Here is a 23,421-nt window from a genome sequence, read left to right on the forward strand (position 1 = left end):
GGTGGGAAGGAGTAATTTGTTTGTTGTCGGTAATTAAACACATTTCCTGGTTGCTACTGGCGGCGTTGTCTTACGATGCCGCTGCGCAGACCCAGTTTGATTTAAACCAGTCTTTTAAAGCGCTGTATAGCGCAGAGCTTGGCACCACTCGAAAATGCCTGGATAGCGCGCCAAATCGCTATGCAGTGTGTTCCGAAGCGCTGCGCGGCGAAGGCAATGCTCCCTTTATATTATTCCATGGTGAAAACAGCCCTATTGTGGTGCTCACCCATGGTCTGAGCGACTCGCCGTTTTATGTAAGTGCTATCGCCAGCGAACTCTACGATTCGGGCTATACGGTAATTGCCCCCTTATTACCGGGACACGGCTTAAAAAATGCCAGTGACGATATGCAGGATGAACAGCTGGCAGAGCGCTGGCAGGCCCATCTTAGCGACGTTATCGGGCTGGCACGAGATTATACCGGGCAGGTTACGCTCGGCGGTTTCTCTACCGGTGGCGCGCTGTCGGTGGATTACTACCTGAAGCATCCTGACCATGTAAACGGCCTGCTGCTATTCTCCGGCGCGTTGGCACTAAACAGTAATGTGGAAGCCTTGTCGCGCATCTGGGGGGTAAAGACCCTGGCCAAATGGCTCGACGGTGATTATCAGACTGCCGGTCCCAATCCGCAAAAGTATCCGAACGTTGCCAGTTTCGCCGGTCTCGAGTTGATGGATGTTATTCGTGCTATCCGTGAACGGCTGGAAGCGGGCACAACGATCAAGGTTCCCCTGTTTATTGCTCATTCCCAGGTCGATCAGACCACCCCCATAGAAGGGGTTATTGACTTGTTAAGTTATGTGGATGCAGATAATACCTTTTATGTCATTGATGCTGAGCACCGGCTTTGCCATGCTGATCTGGTGGTAAACCGCTTGCTGCTGGAAAAGATGAACTTTAACAAAAACCGCGCCGATCTCAGTGAGACCTGCGCGGTGCCGCAGGTAAACCCTCAGTTTTTCCCGATGGCCCGCGCCTTGCGCGGCTTTGTTGAGTTCGCGTTGTGAGTATTCATGAGCGGGACAACTGGCGGCGCTTAATGAGATAAAAACCGGCCGGTATGACCAGCAGTGACAGGATCAGCGCGCTGGCCATGCCGCCCACCATGGGCGCCGCAATACGGCTCATAATTTCAGAGCCGGTACCGCTGCCCCACATTACCGGCATCAAGCCAATCATAACCGTCAGGACGGTCATCAATACAGGACGCACCCGTTGTAACGCACCGGCCTCGACCGCGGCATCCAGTTGTTCGATGTTGTTAACGCCGGCACTGTTACTGTTGAGGTAAATAACCATAATGACGCCAATTTCCACCGCCACACCGGCCAGGGCAATAAAGCCCACACCGACTGCCACAGAAAGGTTGTATTGCAGCGCATAAAGCAGCCAGATACCGCCAGTTAAAGCCAGAGGTAAGGTACCAAGGACAAGTGCGACATCGCTAAACCGCCTGAAACTCATAAACAATAAAAACACAATGACAGCCATTGTCAGCGGCACCACAAAGGTGAGCTTTTGCATGGCCCGCTGCAGATATTCATACTGACCTGCCCACTGCAAAGTGTAGCCAACAGGTAAGTCTAACTCTTTATCAAGCAGTGCCCGAGCCTGATTAACATAGCTTTCAATATCGATACCGCTGACATCAATAAAGGTATAGCCGGTGAGCTGGGCGTTCTCACTTTTAAGGGCGGGGGGCCCATCGGCAATACTTATCTCGGTGACATCGCCCAGGGTAAGACGTTCGCCACGGGGCGTAACAAAAGGTAAGCTTGCCAGCGCCTCGGGATTATTCCGATACTGCTGAGGGTAGCGCAGGTTAACGCTGTAACGGGCGATACCTTCTACCGTGCTGGTAACATTTTTACCGCCTACGGCATTACTGATCACCTGCTGGATATCAGCCACCGTCATGCCGTAACGTCCCAGCGCCTGGCGATTAATATCAATTTGCATATAGCGGGCGCCGGCCACGCGTTCAGCATAGACCGACTCTGTGCCATCAAGGGGGCTCAGCAGTTTTTCTATTCTGGCACCAATAGCTTCAATTTGTTTAACATCGGCGCCTGAAACCTTAATCCCCAGAGGGGTTTTAATGCCAGTGGCCAGCATATCAATGCGGGTTTGTATGGGCATTACCCAGGCATTGGTTAAACCGGGAAAAGAAACAATCTGGTTCAGTTCATCACGCAGGGCCTGACTGGTCATGCCGTCGCGCCAGGCCGATTTGGGCTTAAGCTGAATGAAGGTTTCAATCATAGTCAGCGGCGCAGGATCGGTGGCAGTTTCTGCCCGGCCAACTTTACCAAACACGGTGTCGACTTCTGGCAGGGTGGCAATGAGCTTGTCAGTTTGCTGCAGAATTTGTCGCGCTTCACCAATGGATATCCCCGCGTAGGTGGTAGGCATATACATCAGATCGCCTTCGTCCAGCGGCGGCATAAACTCACTTCCCAGCTTTGACAACGGATAGTATCCCGCCGCGGTAATGAGCAGCGCGAACATTAAGGTACTTTTGGGAAAGCGCAGCACCAGCTTTAAAGCTGGTCTGTAAACGGCCTGGGCAGCACGGTTAATCGGGTTACGCTGCTCCGCGATCACCTTACCTTTAATGACATAGCCAATCAGCACCGGAATAAGGGTGATTGCTAACCCGGCAGCGGCGGCCATGGCGAAGGTTTTGGTATAGGCTAACGGGGCAAACATTCGCCCCTCCTGCGCTTCGAGAATAAATACCGGTAAAAAACTCACCGTAATGATCAATAAACTGAAAAACAAGGCTGGCCCTACTTCATTGGCGGCTCGACTGACCAGCTCCCAGCGGTCGGCGTCGGGTTCAGCCTGTTCCAAATGTTTATGAAAATTCTCAATCATCACTATGGCGCCATCGGTCATCGCACCAATCGCGATGGCGATACCGCCAAGCGACATAATATTGGCATTAATGCCCTGCCAGTGCATCAGTAAAAAGGCACTCAGTATGCCCAATGGTAATGTCACCAGAGCCACGATGGCGCTGCGCAGGTGCAGTAAAAATAGCCCACAGATTAGCGCGACAAGGAGCAACTCTTCGACCAGCTTTTGCCATAAATTGTCGATGGCACTGGTGATGAGGTTAGAGCGGTCGTACACCGGCGTAATCACAACGCCCGGTGGCAAGCCGGCTTTTAACGTTTCAAGCTTTGCCTTAACGCCATCGATGGTGCGTTGGGCATTCTCGTTGTGCCGCATCACGATAATACCGCCTACGGTTTCGCCTTTACCGTTGAGCTCTGCAATGCCGCGCCGCGGAGCCGGGCCGGTTCTGACTTCTGCCACGTCGGCAAGGGTAACCGGTGTGCCATCGGCGGAAACCGCCAGCGCAATCTGGCGTATATCGTCCAGGGTCTCAATATAGCCCGTTACGGTGACCATATATTCGGCCTCAGCCATTTCAATGACAGACGCCCCCACTTCCTGATTACTTTGTTTAATAGCCTGCTCAAGCTGCGCCAAAGTCAGGTTAAAGGCATCCATAGCAAGGGGGTCAACCACAATCTGATATTGTTTTTTCATGCCGCCCACAGTGGCAACTTCGGCTACACCCGCCACCGACTGTAATGCAAACTTGAGATACCAGTCCTGGATGCTGGTGAGATCGGCAATGTTATGCTGGCCACTGGGGTCACTCAGGGCGTACATGTAGACCCAGCCAACACCGGTCGCGTCGGGGCCTAAGCGAGGCTGAGCCGAAGCCGGCAAGCCCGGCGCAACCTGTGATAAATACTCCAGTACCCGTGAGCGTGCCCAGTACATGTCGGTATCATCATCAAAAAGCACATACACATAGGAGTCGCCAAAAAAGGAAAAGCCGCGCACGGTATGGGCACCCGGCACCGACAGCATGGCTGATGTCAACGGATAGGTAACCTGTTGTTCTACCACAGAGGGAGCCTGTCCGGGGTAGCTGGTTTGAATAATGACCTGTACATCGGATAAATCCGGGATAGCATCGACCGGCGTTTGTTTTACCGACCAAATACCAGCGCCGGTGAGCATAATGGCGGCGAGCATCACCAGAACCCGGTTATGCAGTGACCAGTTAATAATGTGGGCAATCATAATCGACTCCGGCTAGTGATGGGCGTCGTGGTTCATGTCTTGTGACATGTCCATGACCGGCTCTGCAGGTGATTCGATGTGGGTTATCACAAAGTCATCACCGCGGATTTCAAACGTAAAGCGGATCGATTGACCGGGGGTTAACGCCGGTGTCGATGCGGCGGGCACAGGGTTCGCCAGCGCCTCACTCAGCACAAAGTCCATGGTGGCCGGTCCACGCCCCCATTTTTCGATAGGCCCGCGGGAAATGTTAATGATGTTACTGTTTGCCATGACTTCATTAATCACGCCCTCTACGGTGGCTGACTGCGCTGATGACTGAATGCTGTCGCGGTCAATATCAGTTATCCGCGCCATGCCATCAGTGCGGGTTAACTCGGCTCTGAGGGTCATGCCGGCAGATAACTCACTGCTATCAATGCTGTCTGCCAGGGCGAAATCCATGGTCATTGCCGGCCAGTTCCATGCGTCGACCGGCGGGTGTTGCGCCGTAACGGTACCGGCGCTGGTATCCACCGCGTCGACAGTCACGGTCAGCCATTGAGAATCGTCCGTTGCAGAGGGGGTGATGCGGTCTAAATCGGCGTCAATGGCACTTTCAGAATCTATCAGGAATAAGCCATTGGTTACGACCTCGTCGCCGGCTGACAGGCCAGCGGTGATTTCTGCAAACTCTGGTGTTAATCGTCCAACAGTGACGCTGGCCGAACGATACTTGCCATCGCCCAGGGCCAATACTACCCGGGTGTTAGAGGCCGTGCGAATTAATGCTGAGCGGGGAACGCTCAGCACAGGTTGCCCGGTGCTGGTGGCAAACCGCACGGCAGCGAACATATCCGGCTTTAGCATAGAATCGCTGTTGGCCAGCGCCAGACGCACTTTAAGCGTTCGGGTGCGGGCATTGAGCTGCGGGTAGATAAAGTCGACCCTGGCGGTAAGCTGCCGCTCAGGATATGCCGAAACGGAAACATTGACTTCATCGCCTTCACTGATCGCTGAGGCAAAACGTTGCGGCACATCAGCGTGAAGCCAGACATCTTCGAGGCTGGCAATTTCCATCATGGTGGTGCCCGGCTGCACGTAAAATCCAGGACGAACATTAAGGTTCGTCACAAAGCCAGTTTGCGGTGCCTTGAATGCCACCCGCTGCATGACCTGCTCTTTGCTATTAAGTTGCTCAATCAGTGCGTCAGGAAATTGCAATGCGCTTAACCGCGTTCTGGCAGCATTGATTAATGACTGGCTGCCGCGCGCTCTGGCGAGCAGATATTCTTCCTGCGCATTCACCAGTTCAGGTGAATACAAGGTATAGAGGGTGTCGCCGCGGGTAACCGCCTGGCCATCGTTGGTGATTGCCAGTGTTTCTATCCAGCCGCTAACCCTGGGGTGAATGTGTATAAGTTTATCCTCGGCAAGCTCAATAACACCGGTTGCGCTAATCGATTGTGTGAGAGGGCGGTGCTCAGCGCGGCTGGTTGTCACCCCCAGACTTTGCTCGATTGCCGCAGACACCGATACCGTTCCCGGCAATTGAGAGGCGTCAGACTGGTTGGCATATACCGGCACTAAATCCATTCCCATTGGCGATTTACCCGGCTTATCACGACGAAAGCTCGCATCCATTGGGGCAACCCAGTAGAGAATTTCATCCTCACTGGCAGCGGCGCTTTGTGCCGGTGCGGATGGCTGGGCAGCCGGCAGCAGCCAATAACCGGCCGCAAGGCCGCCTATCAGGGTAATAATCGGTAGAATAAAACGACTCATAGTGCGGCCCCTGTGTCATTGATGGTGGGTGAAAGATAAAAGTCCAAATCGCTCATTAGTGTGGCCATATCGCCTTGTAAAGAAAGCAGCTTCATGCGGTCATCAATGAGCGCTAACTGGCTTTGCAAAACATCCGAAAAGTCGCCGTTGGCGCTGGTATAAGCATTAAGTGCGGCGTCATAGTGTTGCTGACGCAATGGCAGCAGCTCATACTGATAGCGCTCAAGGCGGGAATGCAAAATGGGATAGCGAGCGTACAGCTGTCTTACCTTGCTTAAAAGTTGCTGAATCACAAGCCTCTTTTCGGTTTCCAGACTGGCGGTGGATGAAATGGTTGCGCTCAGCGCTGCGTTTTTGACGCGCCGGGAAAAAAGCGGGATGTCAACGCTCACGCCCAGCGATAAAAAATCGGCACGCGACATATTATCGGGATCGTCCTGGCGGTAGGCGTAGCTGGCATTGACTTCCCATTGCGGCTCAAAGGATTCAGCGACCTGCTGCTGTTTGATTTTTTGCACGTCAATATCGGCATTCTGCGCCATCACCTGCGGATGTTGCAGCAGGCGCTCAATCAGGTGCTGCTGCGTTGGTTGGGCCAAAGACTGGGCAATGTATTCCTCTAACCACTGATGATCTGCCGGGCCAGGCGCAGAATGAGAAAGTTGTGCCAGCATCGATTCGGGTAACCAATTACTCAGGCTGGCAATGGCCGCCTGCTGTTTTGCCTGCACCGACTCAAGGCGATCGGCTAATTCTGTCAGTAATAACTCCATACTGAGCACGTTATACTGGCTGGCGCCGGATGAGCTGGCGTAGCTATTTTCGATGGCGCTGGTGAGTTGTTCAAGCAGCGTGGATTGTTGCCGGATTAAACTGGCACTGCGCTGTAACACAATGAGATTGATCCACACCCGCGTGATATCGCGACTCACTTCGGCGGCACGTTGGGCCCGCAGCGCCGGCTGCCTGGTGGCACTAGCTTGCAGCGCTTGTTGTTGCAGGGCAACAGAGTTGCCGCGCGGCAGTCGCTGACTCACGCCTACTTTAAGCTGCGTCATGGCTTGCTCATTTAAGGCAAAGCCATCGCTGGGAACATTGACCAAACCCAGTGACACGCGCGGATCCGGCAGGGGCTGCACGGCGTCACGCTGAGCACGTATCGCTTGCTCGTTTTGACGGCTTTGTTGCAGGGCAAAGTCGTGGGCCAGTGCAGCCTCAATGAGTTGAGGTAGTTGTGGTTTGGCCGGCGTTGCGCCTGCCAGATTAACCGACCAACAAAGGCTAATTATACCCGCCAAACAGGTAATTGAAGGTAGCTTCATACGTGCTCCGAATCATCATAATTTGGGTGTAATACACCCGCTTTCAGGCCGTCAGGCCCGCTTTAATCAGGTTTAGATGATGCGTGTTATCGGAGGGCGAAATAATGACGTATTATGGCCACGTACCGCCATGGACTGGCGGCCGGTAATGGCCTTGCTGATGACAGGCCCGGCAGCATTTGAAGTAACTACAGGCAGGTAGATGTTGATTTGCGAACTGTTGTGATCACACTGACAGCCTGCGGACTGACAGGATAACTCAGTACAAGCAGCGTGATCGGAGGCACTGTCCTGACAGCAACTATGTGTTGTGGCCTCTGTGGTGTGGCTGGCATTGTTTTGCTGGTGCATCATGCAATCAGCCTTGGTGGCATGCTCAGGCTGTGTTTGCATGGTTACAGGCATAGTCATCGCCGCCGTTTGCCCGGATACAGGCAGCAGCGTCACTATGCATAACAATACGTAACAAAACAGTCGTTTCACCAACACATTCTCATATCAAACGTAACCAATCACTAAAGTAGTATACGGTAATCAGACCCGACAGTGAACTGAGAACTTTCAGGGCAAGCTTAATAACAGGTCAATAGCAGGTCGTTACAATAAAAACGCCGGTGATGACCGGCGTTTTTTATGTGCGAAGTATGTTGCCATTGCATTTTATTGATGGGCTAGCGCAATGCCCTTGGTGGGCTAGTGCGTTGCGGCGTAGGCTTCAACCTCAGACCATACGCGCAAAAAGTTTTCGCCCAGCAATTTTGCAATACTGGCTTCGTCGTAGCCCCGGTCTAACAAGCCCTGAACCAGGGAGGGGTATGACGACACATCTTTTAAGCCGATGGGCAGGGAATCGCCTACGCCATCGTAGTCTGAGCCTATCCCTACATGGTCGATACCTATTAAGCCGACAACATGGTCGATATGATCAAGTACATCTGCCAGGGTGGAGTACGGATAAGGGTTTTCACGGCTGTACGTCTCGGCAAAGTTTGCCGCTTCATCACTGTCGGCGCCAAACTCCTTAATGATGGCATTTTGCTGTTTGGTGCGGTTATCACTCCACATACGGGCTTCTTTGGTAACAAAACCTGAACCAAAGTTAATCATGACCACACCGCCGTTTTCACCCAGTTTGGTTAACATCGCATCGGTCATATTGCGCTCGAACCCCGGCGTAAAGGTTCGCAGTGAGGAGTGGGAGGCGATAACCGGCGTCTTGGTCAGCTCGATGACCTGATAAAACGCATCGTCTGAGACGTGGGAAATATCAATTAACATACCGATGTTATTCATTTCCGTGACCAGCTCTTTACCAAAATCACTTAAACCATTCCACTTACGGCGAATATCGTAAGATGAATCGCTAATGTGGTTGGCACGTGAGTGGGCCAGCGTAATATAGCGAATACCCCTTTCAAAGAAGATTTCCAGGTTTGCCATATCGCCTTGAATCGGTGAGCCGTTTTCCATACCCATAGGAAGAGAAATCAGACCGGCAGCAAACTGGTTACGCACATCAGCAGGGCTTTTAGCAATCGCAAATTTGTCGGGAGCGCGGGCAACGATTGCCTCAACAGAGTCGATGAGCGTGTGCGCCAGCTGGGTTGACTCGGGAGAATTATCTAAACTGGCTGGTACGTATACCGACATAAAGGGCGCATTTAAGCCGCCGCTTACTGCCCGGGGATAATCAAAATCACCACCGTCAGTGGCTTTGGTTACATCCACCCACTTGTTGTGCACGCGGTAAGGTACATCAATGTGGCCATCCACAATAATATAGCGCTGGGCGATATCCTGTGCAACGGTGAGGCCTTTAGGGGGCGTCGGTTGTGATGACGTAGACTGACAACCGCTAAGTAAAGCCAGTGCGGTAAAAGTGCCCGTAATGAGGGTGTGTTTCATGGTGTTAATCCCTGTTGTTTATTATTTATTGCTGAGTGGTTTCACGGCAAACCATGCCGGCCATAACGGCTGTTTGGGTAATCTTTATCATAAAACCTATCACGATTTTAAACATTACTCACGCGCTGAAAGCGCTTGCCCAACATGTTTCAAGGTGCGCCCGGTAAATTGCTGATATAGCACACAATGCAACCTGTGTAGACGGGGTTTCGGCCAGACGCTGTAAATGTATGTCAAAGCTATGCAGTAACGCGCCTATCCCTTCAAACCGACCTTACGCCTACTTTATCACTGTTGTTGGTGGTTGGTTAAGATTGACCGGGCACGGCTGGACGAGGCTAGCTAAATACGACATACTGGCCGCCGGCTGTTTGGCATTTGACCGCTTACGCGGTTTTTTAATGGGGCGTCAGGGGCGAGATTATTGCCTGTCCCTTGAAATTACCTGCCAGCACCCTATTAATTAATGACACTGGGAGGGGGGATTAATACAACCCATCCCCAAAACTTAAAATTGAATTGAGATAGTACTTATGGCAATGAACTTTGTACCGCTGGATAAAAATAAACATAAAGACCTTAAAGTAGCGGTAGATCCTGCTTTTCCATACGCTAAAAATACGCACCTGGCAGCCGCATCAATTCGCGAATTTGCCCAATTAGCCAGTGCGATGCCTTTAGTGATCATTCAGGATCCAAAAACGAACAACCACCACGTGGTAGCGATGTTAGGTATGGAGCCGGGCAAAAACCTGTTCCTGCAAAATGACAAGTGGGATGCCCCTCATGTGCCAATGAATATCGTTCGTTATCCGTTTGATGTTCGCCCTGACGGTGAAAAACTGGGTGTTTATGTTGACGAAAACAGTGATTTACTTAAAGACGACGGCCAGCCGTTATTTACCGAAGAAGGTGAACCCACTGAGTTTTTAAATAATCGTCAGAGACTGCTGGGTGATTTAGCCAATAGTGAAATGCTGACTCAAAAATTTGTCGCCAAAGTAGTAGAGTTGGAGTTACTTGAATCAATGCAACTTCGCTTACAATACGCTAACGGCGAAGGTCGCAACGTTGGTGGTATTATGACCATTAACGAGAAGAAGCTGTTCGAACTCTCTGACGAGCAGGTATTAGAACTGCATAAAGCCGGTTTCATGGGCGCAATTTATGCACTAATGATGTCGTTAGGCCAATTGAATCGCTTGATTGAGTTGTCGAATAAGTCTGACAATCCTATCAAGTCTATGCAGATGGAGCCTGCGCCTGCAGAGCAACCAGAACAAGCACCGGCGCAATAAGCGCTACGCTTAAGTCATTATAAGGGTGGGCGTCAGCCCACCTCTTATATAGCTCCCGCACTACTTACACACCATGCCATGGCAATCACCCTTTCAGATCTCTCAGTAAGACTCACAGACTCCTTTACCGCCGACTTTGCGCCCCTGCGCCTTGAGCCGGGTGAACATACGGTTATTACCGGTATTAACGGCAGTGGTAAGTCGATACTGGCCGCTGTAATAGCGGGGCAGGGAAAAGTCGTGCACGGTGAGCGCCACATTGATGGCACCGTAGGCTGGGTAAGTATCGCGCAACAACAAGCCATTGTCGCCGCTGAGCGGCGAAAAGATGATGCCGACATATTAGATATTGTGCCGACACCGAGCTGTGCGCGTGAGATTATACTGCAGGGCATTAATACACCGTCTGAAAAGCAGCACAGTGAAGTGCAGCGGTTAAGCAAAATTTTTGGTATCCAGCATTTACTGGAGCGTGACTTTATCGCACTCTCTAGTGGCGAAACACGCAAGGTGTTGCTGGTACAGCAGTTATTGGGCAAACCCGATTGGCTGGTACTGGATGAGCCCTTTGATGGGTTGGACGCGCAAACGGCCGAACGTTTTTCGATTCTGCTTGATGACATTAAGCAGGATTGCACCATTATAATGGTGGTGAATCGCCAGAGCGAAATACCACAGTGGGCGCAACGGCTGCTGTTTTTATCGGCAGGCCAAATTGGCTGGCAAATACGCGCCAGGCAACTGAACGCTGATGCGCTTCAGCCGCTGCGGCAAATTTTACATATTCAGCAAAACGTTACGTCCTTACCAGAGCAGGATGCAACCAGCAAAGCGCCTGCGTTATCAGAGCCGAATGCGCCGCTGGTCAGGCTGCGTAGCGGGCGGGTAGCCTGGGGCGATGATATCATTTTTGAAAAGCTCGACTGGACAATTATGCCCGGCGAGCACTGGCAGGTAACAGGGCCAAATGGCTCAGGTAAAACCTGCCTGCTAACACTCATTACGGGCGATAACCCCCAGTGCTACAGTAACGATCTCAATGTGTTTGGTTTTCAACGCGGCAGTGGCGAAAGTATCTGGCAAATCAAACAGCACCTGGGCATTGTGTCTAATAGTCTGCACCTGCAATACCGGGTAAATTGTTCGGCCATTGATGTTGTCTGCTCCGGCTTTTACGATAGCATCGGTTTATATCAATCGCCCACCCGGCAGCAACGAACACTCGCCTTACAGTGGCTTGAAACCATCGCGTTAGCGTCAGAAGCACACAGCCCTTTTCAGTCATTGTCATATGGCGACCAACGATTATTGTTAATTGCCCGTGCGATGGTAAAGCATCCCAGCCTGCTTATTCTGGATGAACCCTGCAACGGACTCGATGATATCAATCGGCATAAAGTACTGGCGATGATGGAACTGCTGGCCAGAAGCGGCCACACCACTTTGCTCTATGTTAACCATCACAGCGAAGACACCATTGCGTCAATCTCGCGATGTCTTGATATGCGCGACTACCGCCCAACGAGCTAATTCAGTGAGAACTTTTTAGAATTAAATGAAGTAAGCTCCTGCACTTTTAATCTATGAAAGCCTGACCCGTCCATAGCCAATCCATTTTCCTTTACGTAATCAGTCACTTCGGCTGAACTCTACAGCTGTCTGTTATTGACGACTCTGTCGGGCGTTGCCTGGCTGACTATTTTAGCTTGACAGTGGGAAGGAAAGGTACCTAAACTGTCAAAAGTGGGTAAAAGTGGCAAATAGTGGATCAAACTATCAACGTTTTGCAGTTCAGATCTCATAAAACACGAATAATAAGATCAAAATACAGAAGGCTAGGGGAATGTTCCGCGGCGCTAACGCAATCAATCTGGATTCGAAAGGGAGACTGGCTATTCCGACAAAGCATCGGCAGCCCCTTCTGGATGATTGTGCCGGACAGCTGATCTGCACGATTGATACCCAACAAAGCTGTTTGCTGCTTTACCCGCTTCCCGAATGGGAAGAGATTGAATTAAAACTCAGTCGATTCTCCAGCACCATCGAACAGGAGCGGCGCAAATTAAGACTGCTGCTTGGTTACGCAACTGACTGCGAAATTGATAAAAGCGGTCGCGTTCTTATACCTGTCCCCTTACGAAATCATGCCAAATTAGACAAAGAAGTGATGCTGGTTGGACAGCTGACCCGCTTTGAAATCTGGGATGCTGCGACCTGGGCACGTCAAATTGATGAAGATATGCAAATTGAGCGCAGTGGCGGATTTGAACTGACCGAACGATTACAGGACTTCGTATTATGAATGAGGCATTTGCACATACGTCTGTGCTGCTGGCTGAATGCCTCGACGGCCTGGCAATAAAACCGGATGGTATATACATCGACGCCACCTTTGGTCGCGGCGGGCATTCTGCTGAAATACTGGCGGCGCTGGGCGAGAAAGGCCGGTTAATTGCCTTTGACCGCGATCCTCAGGCCATCGAGTCGGCCCGGCGCTTTGCTGACGATAGCCGTTTTGAAATTGTTCACTCTGCCTTTGGCGATATGGAAGAAGTCATCGGCACGATGGGACTCAGCGGCCAAATCGATGGCGTGTTGATGGACCTTGGGGTGTCATCGCCACAACTTGACGACGCGCAGCGTGGTTTTAGTTTTTTGCGCGATGGGCCGTTGGATATGCGCATGGATACCTCCCGTGGACAAAGCGCCGCGCAGTGGCTGGCCAATGCCGACGAGCAGGATATTACCCAGGTCATCAAAGAGTTTGGTGAAGAAAAATTTGGTAAACGCATTGCCCACGCGATTGTCGAGTACCGCCAACAGCAACCACTGACCCGCACCAGTGAATTGGTGGCTATTATTGACCAGGCCGTGCCGGTAAAAGACAAATACAAGCACCCGGCAACCCGCACTTTTCAGGGTATTCGTATTTATATTAATGCCGAACTGGAGCAACTGCGGGTGGGTTTAAAAGCCGCTACCACCATACTGCGTCCGGGCGGACGAATGGCGATTATCTCTTTTCACTCACTTGAGGATCGCCTGGTTAAACGTTTTATGAAAGAGCAGAGTAAGGGCAAAAGCTACCCGCCGGGGTTTCCGGTTACCCAGGCTCAGATTGACGAAGATAAGGTGCTTACCTTAATTGGCAAAGCCATCAAGGCCGGCGCTGACGAACTTAAACAAAATGTGCGATCCCGAAGCGCGGTGCTCAGGGTGGCAGAAAAACGATGACCGGCTCGACCACGAATTTTAATTTACTGCTCATACTGGTTACCGACTTGACCCGCCACAAACTGCGGGTTTTATTGTTTATAGCGGTTATCGCCAGTGCGCTGGCTGTGATCCTTGGTACACACCATAATCGCCAGCAAAATATTGCGCTGGAACAGTTAATGCGCGACAAAGACCAACTCGATATTGAATGGCGCAATCTGGTGCTTGAGCAACGGGCGCTGACTGAACACAATCGTATTGAAGCGATGGTCAAAAAAGAGCTTGATATGCATCGTCCCGGTGTCAATGACGAAGTGGTGGTGCGGATAAAATGACCTCCATAGCGGCAAAACCAACCAAAACCCAGGGCGCTGGCGCGAAAATGAATAATCGTCCGGGCCCTATGCAGTGGCGCTTTTTTTTAGTGCTGGGCATCATTGTGCTGGTGTTTGTCGTGCTTACTCTACGCACTGCCTTCATTCAGGTTATTGCGCCGGATGCGTTGATTGAACAGGGCGACAGTCGCACCTTACGAACACGAAATACACCCACCTACAGAGGGCTCATTACCGATCGCAACGGTGTTGAGCTGGCTGTCAGCGTACCGGTTCGGGCTATTTGGGCCGATCCTAAAATTATTCACGAACAAAACGGTTTGTCGCAAGCACGCCGTTGGCTGGCATTGTCTGAAGTGATTGGTCAGGACGTTGACGAACTGATGAGCAAGGTGCAAAACCCGGGGCGCAGGTTTGTTTATCTGCAGCGTCAGGTGTCACCGGCGATGGCTGATTATGTTGAAAAGCTCGATATTCCGGGTGTGTTTCTGCGCAAGGAGTCACGTCGTTATTACCCAACCGGCGAAGTTGCTGCGCAGCTTATCGGTATCACCAATGTTGATGATCAGGGCATTGAAGGCCTTGAGAAATTGTATGACGACTGGTTAACCGGCGAGCCGGGTACGCGTAAAATACGTCGTGATGCCAAAGGACGGCAGGTTGAAGTACTGGAAACCAAAGACGGCGAGGCAGCCGGCAACTTAACCCTGACAATTGACCAACGTATTCAGGCGCTGGCATACCGGCAAATCAAAGAGGCCATGTTGTACTACCAGGCCAGCTCAGCGTCGGCCATCGTGCTGGATGTAAAAAGTGGTGACATCCTGGCAATGGTTAATGCGCCGTCGTTTAACCCCAACGATCGCAACGACATATCTCCACGCCGGATGCGTAACCGTGTGATTACTGATGCCTTTGAGCCCGGTAGTTCACTTAAACCCATGGCGGTGCTAAGTGCACTGGAGTTTGGCGCAGTTGAGATGGGCGACATCATTGACACCTCCCCTGGGTGGATGCGTCTGGGTGGCAGCTTAGTTAAAGATTTTCGCAACTACGGCGAACTTAGCCTGGCAGGCATAATTCAGCATTCCAGTAATATGGGGACGTCTAAGTTAGCGCTGTCTGTACCCAAGCAATTTCTTTTGGACACCTATTACAACATGGGGCTGATGTCCGATACCGGCACCAATATTCCAGGCGAAAGTAGCGGTATTTTTCATGAACGCAGCCGCTGGTCAGACTTTGAACTGGCCACGCTGTCGTTTGGTTACGGGATTTCAGTCACCACAGCTCAGCTCGCTCGCATGTACGCCACTATTGCTTCAGGTGGCATTAAGCGGCCTCTTAATATAGTCAAAATGACCGACAACAGTACCTATAAGCCCGGTGAAGAAAGGGTGATCAGCGAAAAGAATGCGCGGGCGATTATGGCCATGATGGAAACGGTTACTCAGGACGGAGGTTCTGGTGTTAAAGCACGGATCCCTGGCTATCGGGTAGCCGGTAAAACAGGTACCAGCCGCAAAGCTGTGGCCGGTGGTTACGGTGAGGAGTACGTGAATATTTTTGCCGGTATTGCGCCGCTGAATGATCCCCAGGTTGTTACCGTGGTGCTCATCAACGAGCCGGGTGGCGACTTATATCACGCCGGCGATACCGCAGCGCCAGTGTTCTCTGAGATCATGGGCGGCGCATTACAGTTACTGAACATTGCACCCGATGATCGCCAGATTAGTGCGACACAGGTTATAGAGAGAACAACTGATGGTGGTTAATGCGTTTATACAAAGCCTGCAGGGTTTACTCATTAAGTTTGGTGTCAATGCACCGGATATCCGCGTGCAAGGGTTAACGCTCGATAGCCGTGAAGTGAGTCCTAAATTGGTTTTTGTTGCCGTTAAAGGGCACAGCCGCGATGGCCGTGACTTTATTCCTCAGGCCATCAGTCTTGGTGCCAGAGCGATTTTGGCTGAGGCCGATGAGGCCAGCCAGCATGGTGAAATTGAGATGCGCGAGCAAACCGTCATTATTTATATGTGGGGGTTATCAGACTTACTGTCGTCGCTAGCTGCGGCCTTTTACGATTACCCGGCCAATAAACTGGCAACTATCGCGGTAACAGGCACCAATGGTAAAACATCGGTGGTGCAACTGATCACGCAAATGAAGCATTTGCTGGGTCATCGGACTGCCTCTATTGGTACCTTAGGCAGCGGTATTTACCGCGACGAGGCCCACTATGCGCCGCCGGTAAATGGCAATACCACGCCCGACGCCATTTCAATGCAATATCTGCTGGCTGAGTTTGTTCAGCAGCAGGTTCACCAGGTGGCCTTTGAAGCTTCCTCCCATGCATTGGTGCAAAACCGCTTAAAACAAATTAATACCGATATTGCCGTATTTACCAACCTCAGCCGTGACCACCTTGATTACCATGGCAGTATGGAAGCTTATGCCAAGGCAAAACTGAAATTACTTGAGCTGCCCGGCCTTCACACTGTGGTACTCAATTACAATGATCAGGCGAGTCAGGACTGGGCCAGTAACACCGGCAAAGGTGTACAACAGGTGTGGACCGCAGTATTGCCGGAACCCGCCCGAACTTTACCAGAAGGTCGCTATTGTTTTGCCACAAATGTGCAATACCATGCCAATGGTTGTCAGTTTCGCCTGGCCACGTCGTGGGGAACCACCGTGGTGCAAACTAACCTGTTAGGCCATTTCAACATCGCCAATTTAATGAGTGCCACCGCCGCGCTGCTCAGTCAGGGCGAGCGTTTTGACAATGTGGTGAAGACCATTGAGCAGGTTCAGGCCGTAGCGGGGCGTCTCGAAGTTTTTGAATTTAAAGAACACGCCAATGTGGTGGTGGATTATGCCCATACACCCGACGCGCTAACCCAGGCGTTAAAAGCATTGCGCCTGCATACCGATGGCAAGCTGTGGTGCGTGTTTGGCTGTGGCGGCGACCGTGATAAGGGTAAGCGCCCACTGATGGCACAGGCGGCTGAACAAGGCGCTGATGCGCTGGTTATCACCACCGACAACAGTCGCTCAGAAGCCCCTGAGACCATTGCCGCAGATATCCGTGGCGGCTTAAACCCTGCAACGCTGGTTAAGGATATTCCGGATCGTGAGCAAGCGATCCGATATTGCCTTGAGCATGCAGGCGCAAATGATCTAATTTTGCTGGCCGGTAAAGGCCATGAGAACTACCAGATTATTGGTGACCAAAGAATTAACTATAACGAACGGGAAGTGATTGCCCGTTTGCAGCAGGAGTGCAGCAAATGATTTCAACAACTCTGGCCTGGATTGCGCAACAAGTAAACGGACGCTTAGAGGGCGAAGATGCGCCCATTAGTGCGGTGAGCACGGATACGCGTACCCTGGACGCCGGTGCATTGTATCTGGCCTTAAAAGGGGCAAATTTTGATGGCCACCAATTTGTTGAAGCCGCCGAAAAGGCAGGCGCTAAAGCGATTTTAGCCAGTGATCCGGTTACCTCAGCATTGCCCGTTATCTACGTAGAAGATACTAAACAAGCCCTTGGCCAGTTAGGCGCCGCAGTAAAAAGGGAAGTGAATCCTAAAACCATTGCGATTACCGGCAGTAGCGGTAAAACCACCGTCAAGGAAATGTGCGCAGCGATATTAGCCCGGCGCGGAAATGTGCTGGCCACAGCGGGTAACTTTAACAACGACATCGGCGTGCCGCTCACGTTACTTCGTTTAACACCTGAGCATGAGTATGCGGTTGTTGAGCTGGGCGCCAATCATTTAGGTGAGATAGCTTATACCACAGGGCTCACCAAGCCTGATGTTGCGACCATTGTAAATGCCGCGGCGGCCCACCTTGAAGGATTCGGTAGCTTGCTTGGCGTGGCCAGAGCGAAAAGTGAAATATTTAAAGGGCTGGGCAAAAAGGGGCTGGCGATTGTTAATGAAGACAGCCAGTTCGCTGACTTCTGGCTCGGAAAACTCAAGCATCAGCCGGTGCAAACTTTTGCGCCGGACAGCCAAAACCCGGCAGCGGGCTTTTATGCTACGGATATCTCCATTGACTTAAATGGTTGCGCAGAATTTGCTTTGCATTCAGTGCGCGGCACTACTGATATTCGCTTGGTTATACCTGGTATGCATAACGTCGGGAATGCGCTTGTGGCAGCCGCCTTAACCATGGCGGTTGGGGCAACCTTAGAGGATGTAAAATACGGTTTATTATCAATGCAGCAGGTTAGTGGCCGGCTGAAAGTGGTACCGCTGACTGAGCAGGTTCGTATTCTCGATGACAGTTACAATGCCAACGTTGGTTCGGTAAAAGCCGCTATCGATACATTAGCCAGTTTTGCCGGGCGCCGGGTACTGGTACTCGGTGATATGGCGGAATTGGGCGAAAAAGCCCGTTTTTATCATGAACAAGTAGGTCAGTATGCCCGTGAAAAATCTATCGATTGCCTGTACACCGTGGGTGTTCTGAGTCAAAGTGCGACAACCGCCTTTGGCGATAATGGCTATCACTTTAGTGAACTGGACGCCCTAATTGCAGCACTGGAAGCGGATTTTGCTCACGAACAATGCGATCTGACCTTATTAGTGAAAGGCTCCCGCAGTGCCAGAATGGAACGCGTCATTACTGCACTGGAGGAATCGCCGTTGGGAAAGCTTAATCGTCGGCGGGAGAGAATAGCATGTTAATTTGGCTCGCCGACTGGCTTACCCAGTTCGAAACCGGCTTCAACGTGTTCTCTTATTTAACCATGAGAGCGATTTTGAGCACGTTGACAGCATTGCTTATTGCGATTGTGATTGGTCCCAAAATGATCCGCTGGCTGCAAATGATGCAAATTGGCCAGACCATCCGTAATGACGGACCCGAGTCGCATCTGGCCAAATCTGGTACACCCACCATGGGCGGGTTATTAATACTGGCCGCCATTGTAATCAGTGTTTTACTGTGGGCCGATTTAACCAATCGTTATGTGCTGGTGACCCTGTTTGTGGTGGTAACTTTCGGCATTATCGGTTTTGTGGATGACTACCGCAAAGTAGTGCGCAAAGACTCCAAGGGCCTGATTGCCAGATGGAAGTATTTCTGGCAGTCGCTGATTGCATTATCGGTGGCATTCTATTTGTTCAGTACCGCTCAAACCGTTGAGGAAACCGCACTGTTGGTGCCCTTCTTTAAAGAAGTGTTACCGCAGTTAGGCATTTTGTATATCGCCATCGTGTACTTTGCGCTGGTAGGCACCAGCAATGCGGTCAATCTTACCGATGGGTTGGACGGCCTGGCGATAGTGCCGACCATACTGGTTGCCGGTGCGTTTGCCATTTTTGCCTACGTGACAGGCCATGCGAACTTTTCGGGGTATCTTAATATTCCGCATATTCCACTTACCAGCGAACTGGTTATCGTGTGTACGGCGATTGTTGGTGCCGGACTGGGTTTCCTCTGGTTTAACACTTATCCGGCAATGGTGTTTATGGGCGATGTCGGCTCTCTGGCGCTCGGCGGCACGTTGGGCGTGCTGGCAGTGTTAGTCAGGCAGGAAATTGTGCTGATCATCATGGGCGGGGTATTTGTTATGGAAACCTTGTCGGTGATTATGCAGGTCGGCTCCTACAAACTGCGAGGCGAGCGGATATTCCGCATGGCACCGATTCATCATCACTATGAACTCAAGGGATGGCCGGAGCCACGGGTGATTGTGCGCTTTTGGATTATTTCTTTGATTCTGGTGTTAATTGGCTTGGCCACACTGAAGCTACGGTAATGACGAATATGTTAAGTAAACACGCACAGAATTACGTGGTTGCCGGTTTGGGTAAAACCGGACTTGCCTGTGCGCGTTACTTTTCCCGTCATAACAAGGCCTTTAGAATATGGGACACACGCACCGGTTATGCAGTGCCTGAGACGGTGCAGCAAGAATTTAAGGTGCCCATTCATTGCGGTGCGGTAACGAATGACTATTGGACCGATGTGGATGTATTGGTACTGAGTCCGGGAATTGCGCCCGACTCGCCTGCGGTAAAGGCGGCAAAAGCATGTGGTGTTGAGGTTATCGGCGACATTGAATTATTTGCCAGAGCGGTGACTCACCCGGTGCTGGGCATTACCGGCTCAAACGGAAAAACCACCGTGACACTGCTCACCGCGCATATTATCAATGCGCTGGGGATTAAGGCGGTTGCGGCGGGGAATGTGGGGTTACCGGCGCTGGATTCACTGACGCTGGAAAACGACATCACCGTTCTTGAGCTATCCAGCTTTCAGTTAGAAACCACCGCGTCGCTGAAATTGGCGGCGGCAACCTTGTTAAACCTCTCTGCCGATCACCTTGACCGTCATCATACGCTCAGCGCCTATGCAGCAGCCAAGCAACGTATATTCAATGACTGCGCAGTGGCGGTAGTGAATCGTCAGGACGGCGCAACTCGTCCGCAACAGCCCGTCTCGCGCCTGATTGAAACCGGCCTTTGTGCCAGCGCAACAGACTTTGGCTGGAACAGTGAAAATGCCGTGATTACTTATAACGGGCAGCACCTCTTAGCACTAAGCGATACAGCCCTGGTAGGGCTTCACAATGTGTTGAATATTCAGACGGCGCTGGCACTGGTTAGTGTGGTCGGTGGTGACATTGCTGATGCCGCTGAAGCGGTAAAAACCTTTAAACCCGCGCCCCATCGCTGCACTAAAATTGCAGAAGTGAAGGGGGTCAGTTTTATTGATGACTCTAAGGCAACCAATATTGGCGCCACACAGGCAGCCCTTGAGGGATTAACCAATACGCTCAACGGACGCCTAATCCTGATCGCCGGTGGCGATGCGAAAGGGGCAGATTTAAGGGCATTAACATCCACCCTGGCAGACTATGTCGATACCGTTATTGCCATTGGCAAGGACGGCTATATTCTCAGCCAGATAGCCACCGAGGGTTATTATGTTGAAAGTCTTGAAGCAGCAGTGACTAAGGCGTTTGCGTTAGCGCAGCCGGGAGATACCGTGCTGCTGTCACCGGCCTGCGCCAGTCTTGATATGTTTACCAGCTACCAACATCGGGCCGAGGTATTTTATCAGGCCGTTAAGGAGCTGGCAGCATGATAAACGTGGCGACTCATCTGTCTGGCCTATTTGCGGCCCGGCATGACCGGGCGGCAACCAGTGCACCGGCTTTTGATGGCAGTATTGTGTTAGTGTCGTTTGCACTGATGGCAATCGGTCTGGTGATCGTTACATCGGCGTCTATGCCGGTGGCTGAACGACTATATGATAATCCCTTTTATTTCGCCATTCGCCACGGGATTTACATAATCGGCGCTGTAATCGCCTCGATGGTGGTGGTGCAGTTGCCCATGAGGTTTTGGCGGACATTCAGTCCATACATGCTGCTTGCGGCAATCGGTTTACTGGTAGCGGTACTGGTGATTGGTCGCAATGTTAACGGCAGCACCCGCTGGCTGGCGATAGGGCCCATCACAATTCAGGCGGCTGAACCGGCGAAGTTATTCTTTTTCTGTTATCTGGCGGGTTATTTGGTTCGCCGCTATGACGAAGTCACCGAAAATCTCAAAGGGTTTATTAAACCGCTGGTGGTGTTTTTCCTACTGGCATTACTGCTACTTGCCCAGCCTGATTTGGGCACCGTAGTTGTGATGCTGGCAACCACTATGGGCTTGCTGTTTTTAGCCGGTGCCAAGCTATGGCAGTTTTTTGCTTTATTATTTGCGGGCATTCTGGCGGTTGTGGCACTGATTGTCGATTCAGAGTATCGCCTGGCGCGGGTGACGTCATTCTGGGACCCCTGGGCTGATCCCTTCGGTAGCGGTTACCAGCTCACTCAATCTTTAATGGCTTACGGGCGTGGCAACTGGTTTGGGCAGGGACTTGGCAACAGTTTGCAAAAACTTGAATTTCTGCCTGAGGCACATACCGACTTTGTCATGGCGATACTTGCCGAAGAGCTCGGTTTTAGCGGTGTTGTGGCAGTGCTGTTGCTGATGCTGTGGCTGGTAGTACGGGCACTGCAAATAGGCAATAAAGCGTTAACTCATGAACGGGCCTTTGATGGCTTCCTCGCATACTCTATTGGCATTTGGTTCAGCTTTCAAACCGCTGTGAACGTCGGTGCCAGTGCTGGAATTCTACCCACAAAAGGGTTAACGCTGCCGTTAGTCAGCTATGGCGGCTCCAGCCTGATCATTATGGCAGCGACGGTGTCTATCTTGTTGCGCATTGATTTTGAATTGCGCGTATCTGGCGTTCAGGCACTGGATAAAGGCAATAAAAGTGACGGCAAAGCGCGGGTAAGAGCGGCGCTTAAATCGGCAAAGGACGCAGGCAATGCTACTTCAGGAGGGCAGCAAAATGACTAAACGCTGCCTGATTATGGCCGGGGGTACCGGTGGGCACATATTTCCCGGCATTGCTGTTGCGAAGGAATTGTCGGCACGGGGCTGGCACATTGACTGGCTGGGTACTGCCGAACGAATGGAAGCAACCGTAGTCCCCGAACATGGTTATCCGATTCATTTTTGCCCGGTAAAAGGCCTGCGTGGTAAAGGCCTGGCCAGCCGGGTATCCGGCGTCTGGGCATTAATACGTTCCTTGCTGGTAGCGCGCAAATTACTGCGTGCCATCAAGCCGGACATTGTGATTGGTATGGGCGGTTATGCCAGTGGACCCGGTGGTTTGGCTGCCTGGAGTCTGGGCATACCGTTAATGGTGCACGAGCAAAACGCAATTCCCGGCATGACCAATAAATGGTTGGCCAGGGTCGCCACTACAATCATGTTGGGATTTGCTGGCGCGGCGCCTTATTTTGGTCGGTCGGCAAAAAAATGTCAGGTAGTCGGGAATCCTGTGCGCGCGGATATTCTGGCCATAAAGCCTAAAACTACGGTTAGCTTACCCTTAAATATGCTGGTGATAGGCGGCAGTCTGGGAGCTCGCCCGCTTAATGAGCAATTGCCCGTTCTGTGTAAAGACATAGCAAACCTTAATATACGGCATCAGTGCGGTAAAGGTAATGCCGCCTCTGTGCGCCAGGCTTATGGCGATAAGAACGTCGAGGTGACTGAGTTTATCGACGATATGGCGCAGGCCTATGAATGGGCTGATTGTATTGTTTGCCGCGCTGGTGCGTTAACCGTGGCTGAAGTGGCGGGGGCAGGAAAACCTGCCATCTTTGTACCCTTACCTCATGCTGTGGACGATCATCAAACCATTAACGCGCGCTTTCTGGCCGATCAAAATGCCGCCAAACTGGTTGCACAATCGGCACTTAACCAGCAGTTATTACCCGTTTTGACAAACTGGCTGGAAAATCCTGATGAGTGTGTCAGGATGGCCGCCAATGCAAAACAGCTCGCTCCACACAATGCGGCACAGTTGCTGGCTGACGCCTGCGAATCGATAACAGAGAGATTGCAATAA

The 23,421-nt window shown here is 51.6% G+C and carries 18 protein-coding genes; 13 read left to right on the forward strand and 5 right to left on the reverse strand.

What is annotated here, in order from left to right; genetic code table 11:
- Window positions 1–20 precede the first annotated feature (20 nt).
- Entirely contained in the window at window positions 21–1,049 is a 1,029-nt protein-coding gene (locus OIK42_RS17815) for an alpha/beta hydrolase (protein ID WP_273642455.1), read from the forward strand.
- Between the two features lie 4 nt (window positions 1,050–1,053).
- On the opposite strand, the gene OIK42_RS17820 is transcribed toward OIK42_RS17815, so the two are convergent.
- The 5 genes from OIK42_RS17820 to OIK42_RS17840 all read right to left on the reverse strand — a co-directional run bounded on the left by OIK42_RS17820 (window position 1,054) and on the right by OIK42_RS17840 (window position 9,137).
- The gene (locus OIK42_RS17820) at window positions 1,054–4,146 is read right to left on the reverse strand and encodes an efflux RND transporter permease subunit (RefSeq protein WP_273642456.1); all 3,093 of its coding nucleotides are present in this window, start codon (window positions 4,144–4,146) and stop codon (window positions 1,054–1,056) included.
- Between the two features lie 12 nt (window positions 4,147–4,158).
- Window positions 4,159–5,910, reverse strand: coding sequence for an efflux RND transporter periplasmic adaptor subunit (locus tag OIK42_RS17825; RefSeq protein ID WP_273642458.1), 1,752 nt, complete (start codon window positions 5,908–5,910; stop codon window positions 4,159–4,161).
- Window positions 5,907–7,232: a TolC family protein gene (locus OIK42_RS17830; protein WP_273642459.1), complete on the reverse strand. Its 1,326-nt coding sequence runs from the start codon at window positions 7,230–7,232 to the stop codon at window positions 5,907–5,909. The genes OIK42_RS17825 and OIK42_RS17830 overlap by 4 nt, the downstream gene beginning before the upstream one ends.
- Before the next feature lie 72 nt (window positions 7,233–7,304).
- The gene (locus tag OIK42_RS17835) at window positions 7,305–7,715 is read right to left on the reverse strand and encodes a hypothetical protein (protein WP_273642460.1); all 411 of its coding nucleotides are present in this window, start codon (window positions 7,713–7,715) and stop codon (window positions 7,305–7,307) included.
- A 210-nt stretch (window positions 7,716–7,925) separates the two neighbouring features.
- Window positions 7,926–9,137 (reverse strand): dipeptidase, encoded by a 1,212-nt coding sequence (locus OIK42_RS17840; protein WP_273642461.1) that lies wholly within the window; start codon window positions 9,135–9,137, stop codon window positions 7,926–7,928.
- A gap of 533 nt (window positions 9,138–9,670) precedes the next feature.
- Between OIK42_RS17840 and OIK42_RS17845 the strand changes: the two genes are divergently transcribed.
- The 12 genes from OIK42_RS17845 (at window position 9,671) to murG (ending at window position 23,421) form a co-directional block, all read left to right on the forward strand.
- Window positions 9,671–10,435, forward strand: coding sequence for a SapC family protein (locus tag OIK42_RS17845; protein ID WP_273642462.1), 765 nt, complete (start codon window positions 9,671–9,673; stop codon window positions 10,433–10,435).
- 78 nt (window positions 10,436–10,513) lie between these two features.
- A complete protein-coding gene (modF, locus tag OIK42_RS17850; protein ID WP_273642463.1) occupies window positions 10,514–11,965 on the forward strand; it encodes a molybdate ABC transporter ATP-binding protein ModF in 1,452 nt (483 codons plus the stop codon).
- Window positions 11,966–12,278: 313 nt separating this feature from the next.
- Complete coding sequence (gene mraZ, locus OIK42_RS17855) at window positions 12,279–12,737, forward strand: division/cell wall cluster transcriptional repressor MraZ (RefSeq protein WP_273642464.1); 459 nt, start codon at window positions 12,279–12,281, stop codon at window positions 12,735–12,737.
- Complete coding sequence (gene rsmH, locus OIK42_RS17860; protein WP_273642465.1) at window positions 12,734–13,669, forward strand: 16S rRNA (cytosine(1402)-N(4))-methyltransferase RsmH; 936 nt, start codon at window positions 12,734–12,736, stop codon at window positions 13,667–13,669. The genes mraZ and rsmH overlap by 4 nt, the downstream gene beginning before the upstream one ends.
- Window positions 13,666–13,986, forward strand: coding sequence for a cell division protein FtsL (gene ftsL, locus OIK42_RS17865; protein ID WP_273642466.1), 321 nt, complete (start codon window positions 13,666–13,668; stop codon window positions 13,984–13,986). Before rsmH ends, ftsL begins: the two co-directional genes overlap by 4 nt.
- Window positions 13,983–15,761, forward strand: a complete 1,779-nt coding sequence (locus OIK42_RS17870; RefSeq protein ID WP_273642467.1) for a penicillin-binding transpeptidase domain-containing protein — start codon at window positions 13,983–13,985, stop codon at window positions 15,759–15,761. Before ftsL ends, OIK42_RS17870 begins: the two co-directional genes overlap by 4 nt.
- Window positions 15,751–17,280 (forward strand): UDP-N-acetylmuramoyl-L-alanyl-D-glutamate--2,6-diaminopimelate ligase, encoded by a 1,530-nt coding sequence (locus OIK42_RS17875; protein WP_273642468.1) that lies wholly within the window; start codon window positions 15,751–15,753, stop codon window positions 17,278–17,280. Before OIK42_RS17870 ends, OIK42_RS17875 begins: the two co-directional genes overlap by 11 nt.
- The gene (locus tag OIK42_RS17880; RefSeq protein ID WP_273642469.1) at window positions 17,277–18,683 is read left to right on the forward strand and encodes a UDP-N-acetylmuramoyl-tripeptide--D-alanyl-D-alanine ligase; all 1,407 of its coding nucleotides are present in this window, start codon (window positions 17,277–17,279) and stop codon (window positions 18,681–18,683) included. The genes OIK42_RS17875 and OIK42_RS17880 overlap by 4 nt, the downstream gene beginning before the upstream one ends.
- Window positions 18,677–19,759, forward strand: a complete 1,083-nt coding sequence (mraY, locus tag OIK42_RS17885) for a phospho-N-acetylmuramoyl-pentapeptide-transferase (RefSeq protein WP_273642470.1) — start codon at window positions 18,677–18,679, stop codon at window positions 19,757–19,759. The genes OIK42_RS17880 and mraY overlap by 7 nt, the downstream gene beginning before the upstream one ends.
- On the forward strand, window positions 19,759–21,090 hold the full coding sequence (gene murD, locus OIK42_RS17890) for a UDP-N-acetylmuramoyl-L-alanine--D-glutamate ligase (RefSeq protein ID WP_273642472.1): 1,332 nt from the start codon (window positions 19,759–19,761) through the stop codon (window positions 21,088–21,090). Before mraY ends, murD begins: the two co-directional genes overlap by 1 nt.
- Window positions 21,087–22,361 carry a cell division protein FtsW gene (gene ftsW, locus OIK42_RS17895; protein ID WP_273642473.1) on the forward strand — a complete coding sequence of 425 codons (1,275 nt, stop codon included), beginning with the start codon at window positions 21,087–21,089 and terminating at the stop codon, window positions 22,359–22,361. The genes murD and ftsW overlap by 4 nt, the downstream gene beginning before the upstream one ends.
- A complete protein-coding gene (gene murG, locus OIK42_RS17900) occupies window positions 22,354–23,421 on the forward strand; it encodes an undecaprenyldiphospho-muramoylpentapeptide beta-N-acetylglucosaminyltransferase (RefSeq protein WP_273642474.1) in 1,068 nt (355 codons plus the stop codon). The genes ftsW and murG overlap by 8 nt, the downstream gene beginning before the upstream one ends.

The organism is Alteromonas gilva, from assembly GCF_028595265.1.
GTDB classification, from domain to species: Bacteria; Pseudomonadota; Gammaproteobacteria; order Enterobacterales; family Alteromonadaceae; genus Alteromonas; species Alteromonas gilva.

What these genes read in the sequence shown, in the direction of transcription:
- mraY (WP_273642470.1), top strand. Translation starts at nt 18,677, where the DNA reads ATGTTAATTTGGCTCGCCGACTGGCTTACCCAGTTCGAAACCGGCTTC.
- OIK42_RS17875 (WP_273642468.1), top strand. Translation starts at nt 15,751, where the DNA reads ATGGTGGTTAATGCGTTTATACAAAGCCTGCAGGGTTTACTCATTAAG.
- rsmH (WP_273642465.1), top strand. Translation starts at nt 12,734, where the DNA reads ATGAATGAGGCATTTGCACATACGTCTGTGCTGCTGGCTGAATGCCTC.
- murG (WP_273642474.1), top strand. Translation starts at nt 22,354, where the DNA reads ATGACTAAACGCTGCCTGATTATGGCCGGGGGTACCGGTGGGCACATA.
- OIK42_RS17880 (WP_273642469.1), top strand. Translation starts at nt 17,277, where the DNA reads ATGATTTCAACAACTCTGGCCTGGATTGCGCAACAAGTAAACGGACGC.
- murD (WP_273642472.1), top strand. Translation starts at nt 19,759, where the DNA reads ATGACGAATATGTTAAGTAAACACGCACAGAATTACGTGGTTGCCGGT.
- modF (WP_273642463.1), top strand. Translation starts at nt 10,514, where the DNA reads ATGGCAATCACCCTTTCAGATCTCTCAGTAAGACTCACAGACTCCTTT.
- OIK42_RS17830 (WP_273642459.1), bottom strand. Translation starts at nt 7,232, where the DNA reads ATGAAGCTACCTTCAATTACCTGTTTGGCGGGTATAATTAGCCTTTGT.
- OIK42_RS17870 (WP_273642467.1), top strand. Translation starts at nt 13,983, where the DNA reads ATGACCTCCATAGCGGCAAAACCAACCAAAACCCAGGGCGCTGGCGCG.
- mraZ (WP_273642464.1), top strand. Translation starts at nt 12,279, where the DNA reads ATGTTCCGCGGCGCTAACGCAATCAATCTGGATTCGAAAGGGAGACTG.
- ftsW (WP_273642473.1), top strand. Translation starts at nt 21,087, where the DNA reads ATGATAAACGTGGCGACTCATCTGTCTGGCCTATTTGCGGCCCGGCAT.
- OIK42_RS17840 (WP_273642461.1), bottom strand. Translation starts at nt 9,137, where the DNA reads ATGAAACACACCCTCATTACGGGCACTTTTACCGCACTGGCTTTACTT.
- OIK42_RS17845 (WP_273642462.1), top strand. Translation starts at nt 9,671, where the DNA reads ATGGCAATGAACTTTGTACCGCTGGATAAAAATAAACATAAAGACCTT.
- ftsL (WP_273642466.1), top strand. Translation starts at nt 13,666, where the DNA reads ATGACCGGCTCGACCACGAATTTTAATTTACTGCTCATACTGGTTACC.
- OIK42_RS17825 (WP_273642458.1), bottom strand. Translation starts at nt 5,910, where the DNA reads ATGAGTCGTTTTATTCTACCGATTATTACCCTGATAGGCGGCCTTGCG.
- OIK42_RS17820 (WP_273642456.1), bottom strand. Translation starts at nt 4,146, where the DNA reads ATGATTGCCCACATTATTAACTGGTCACTGCATAACCGGGTTCTGGTG.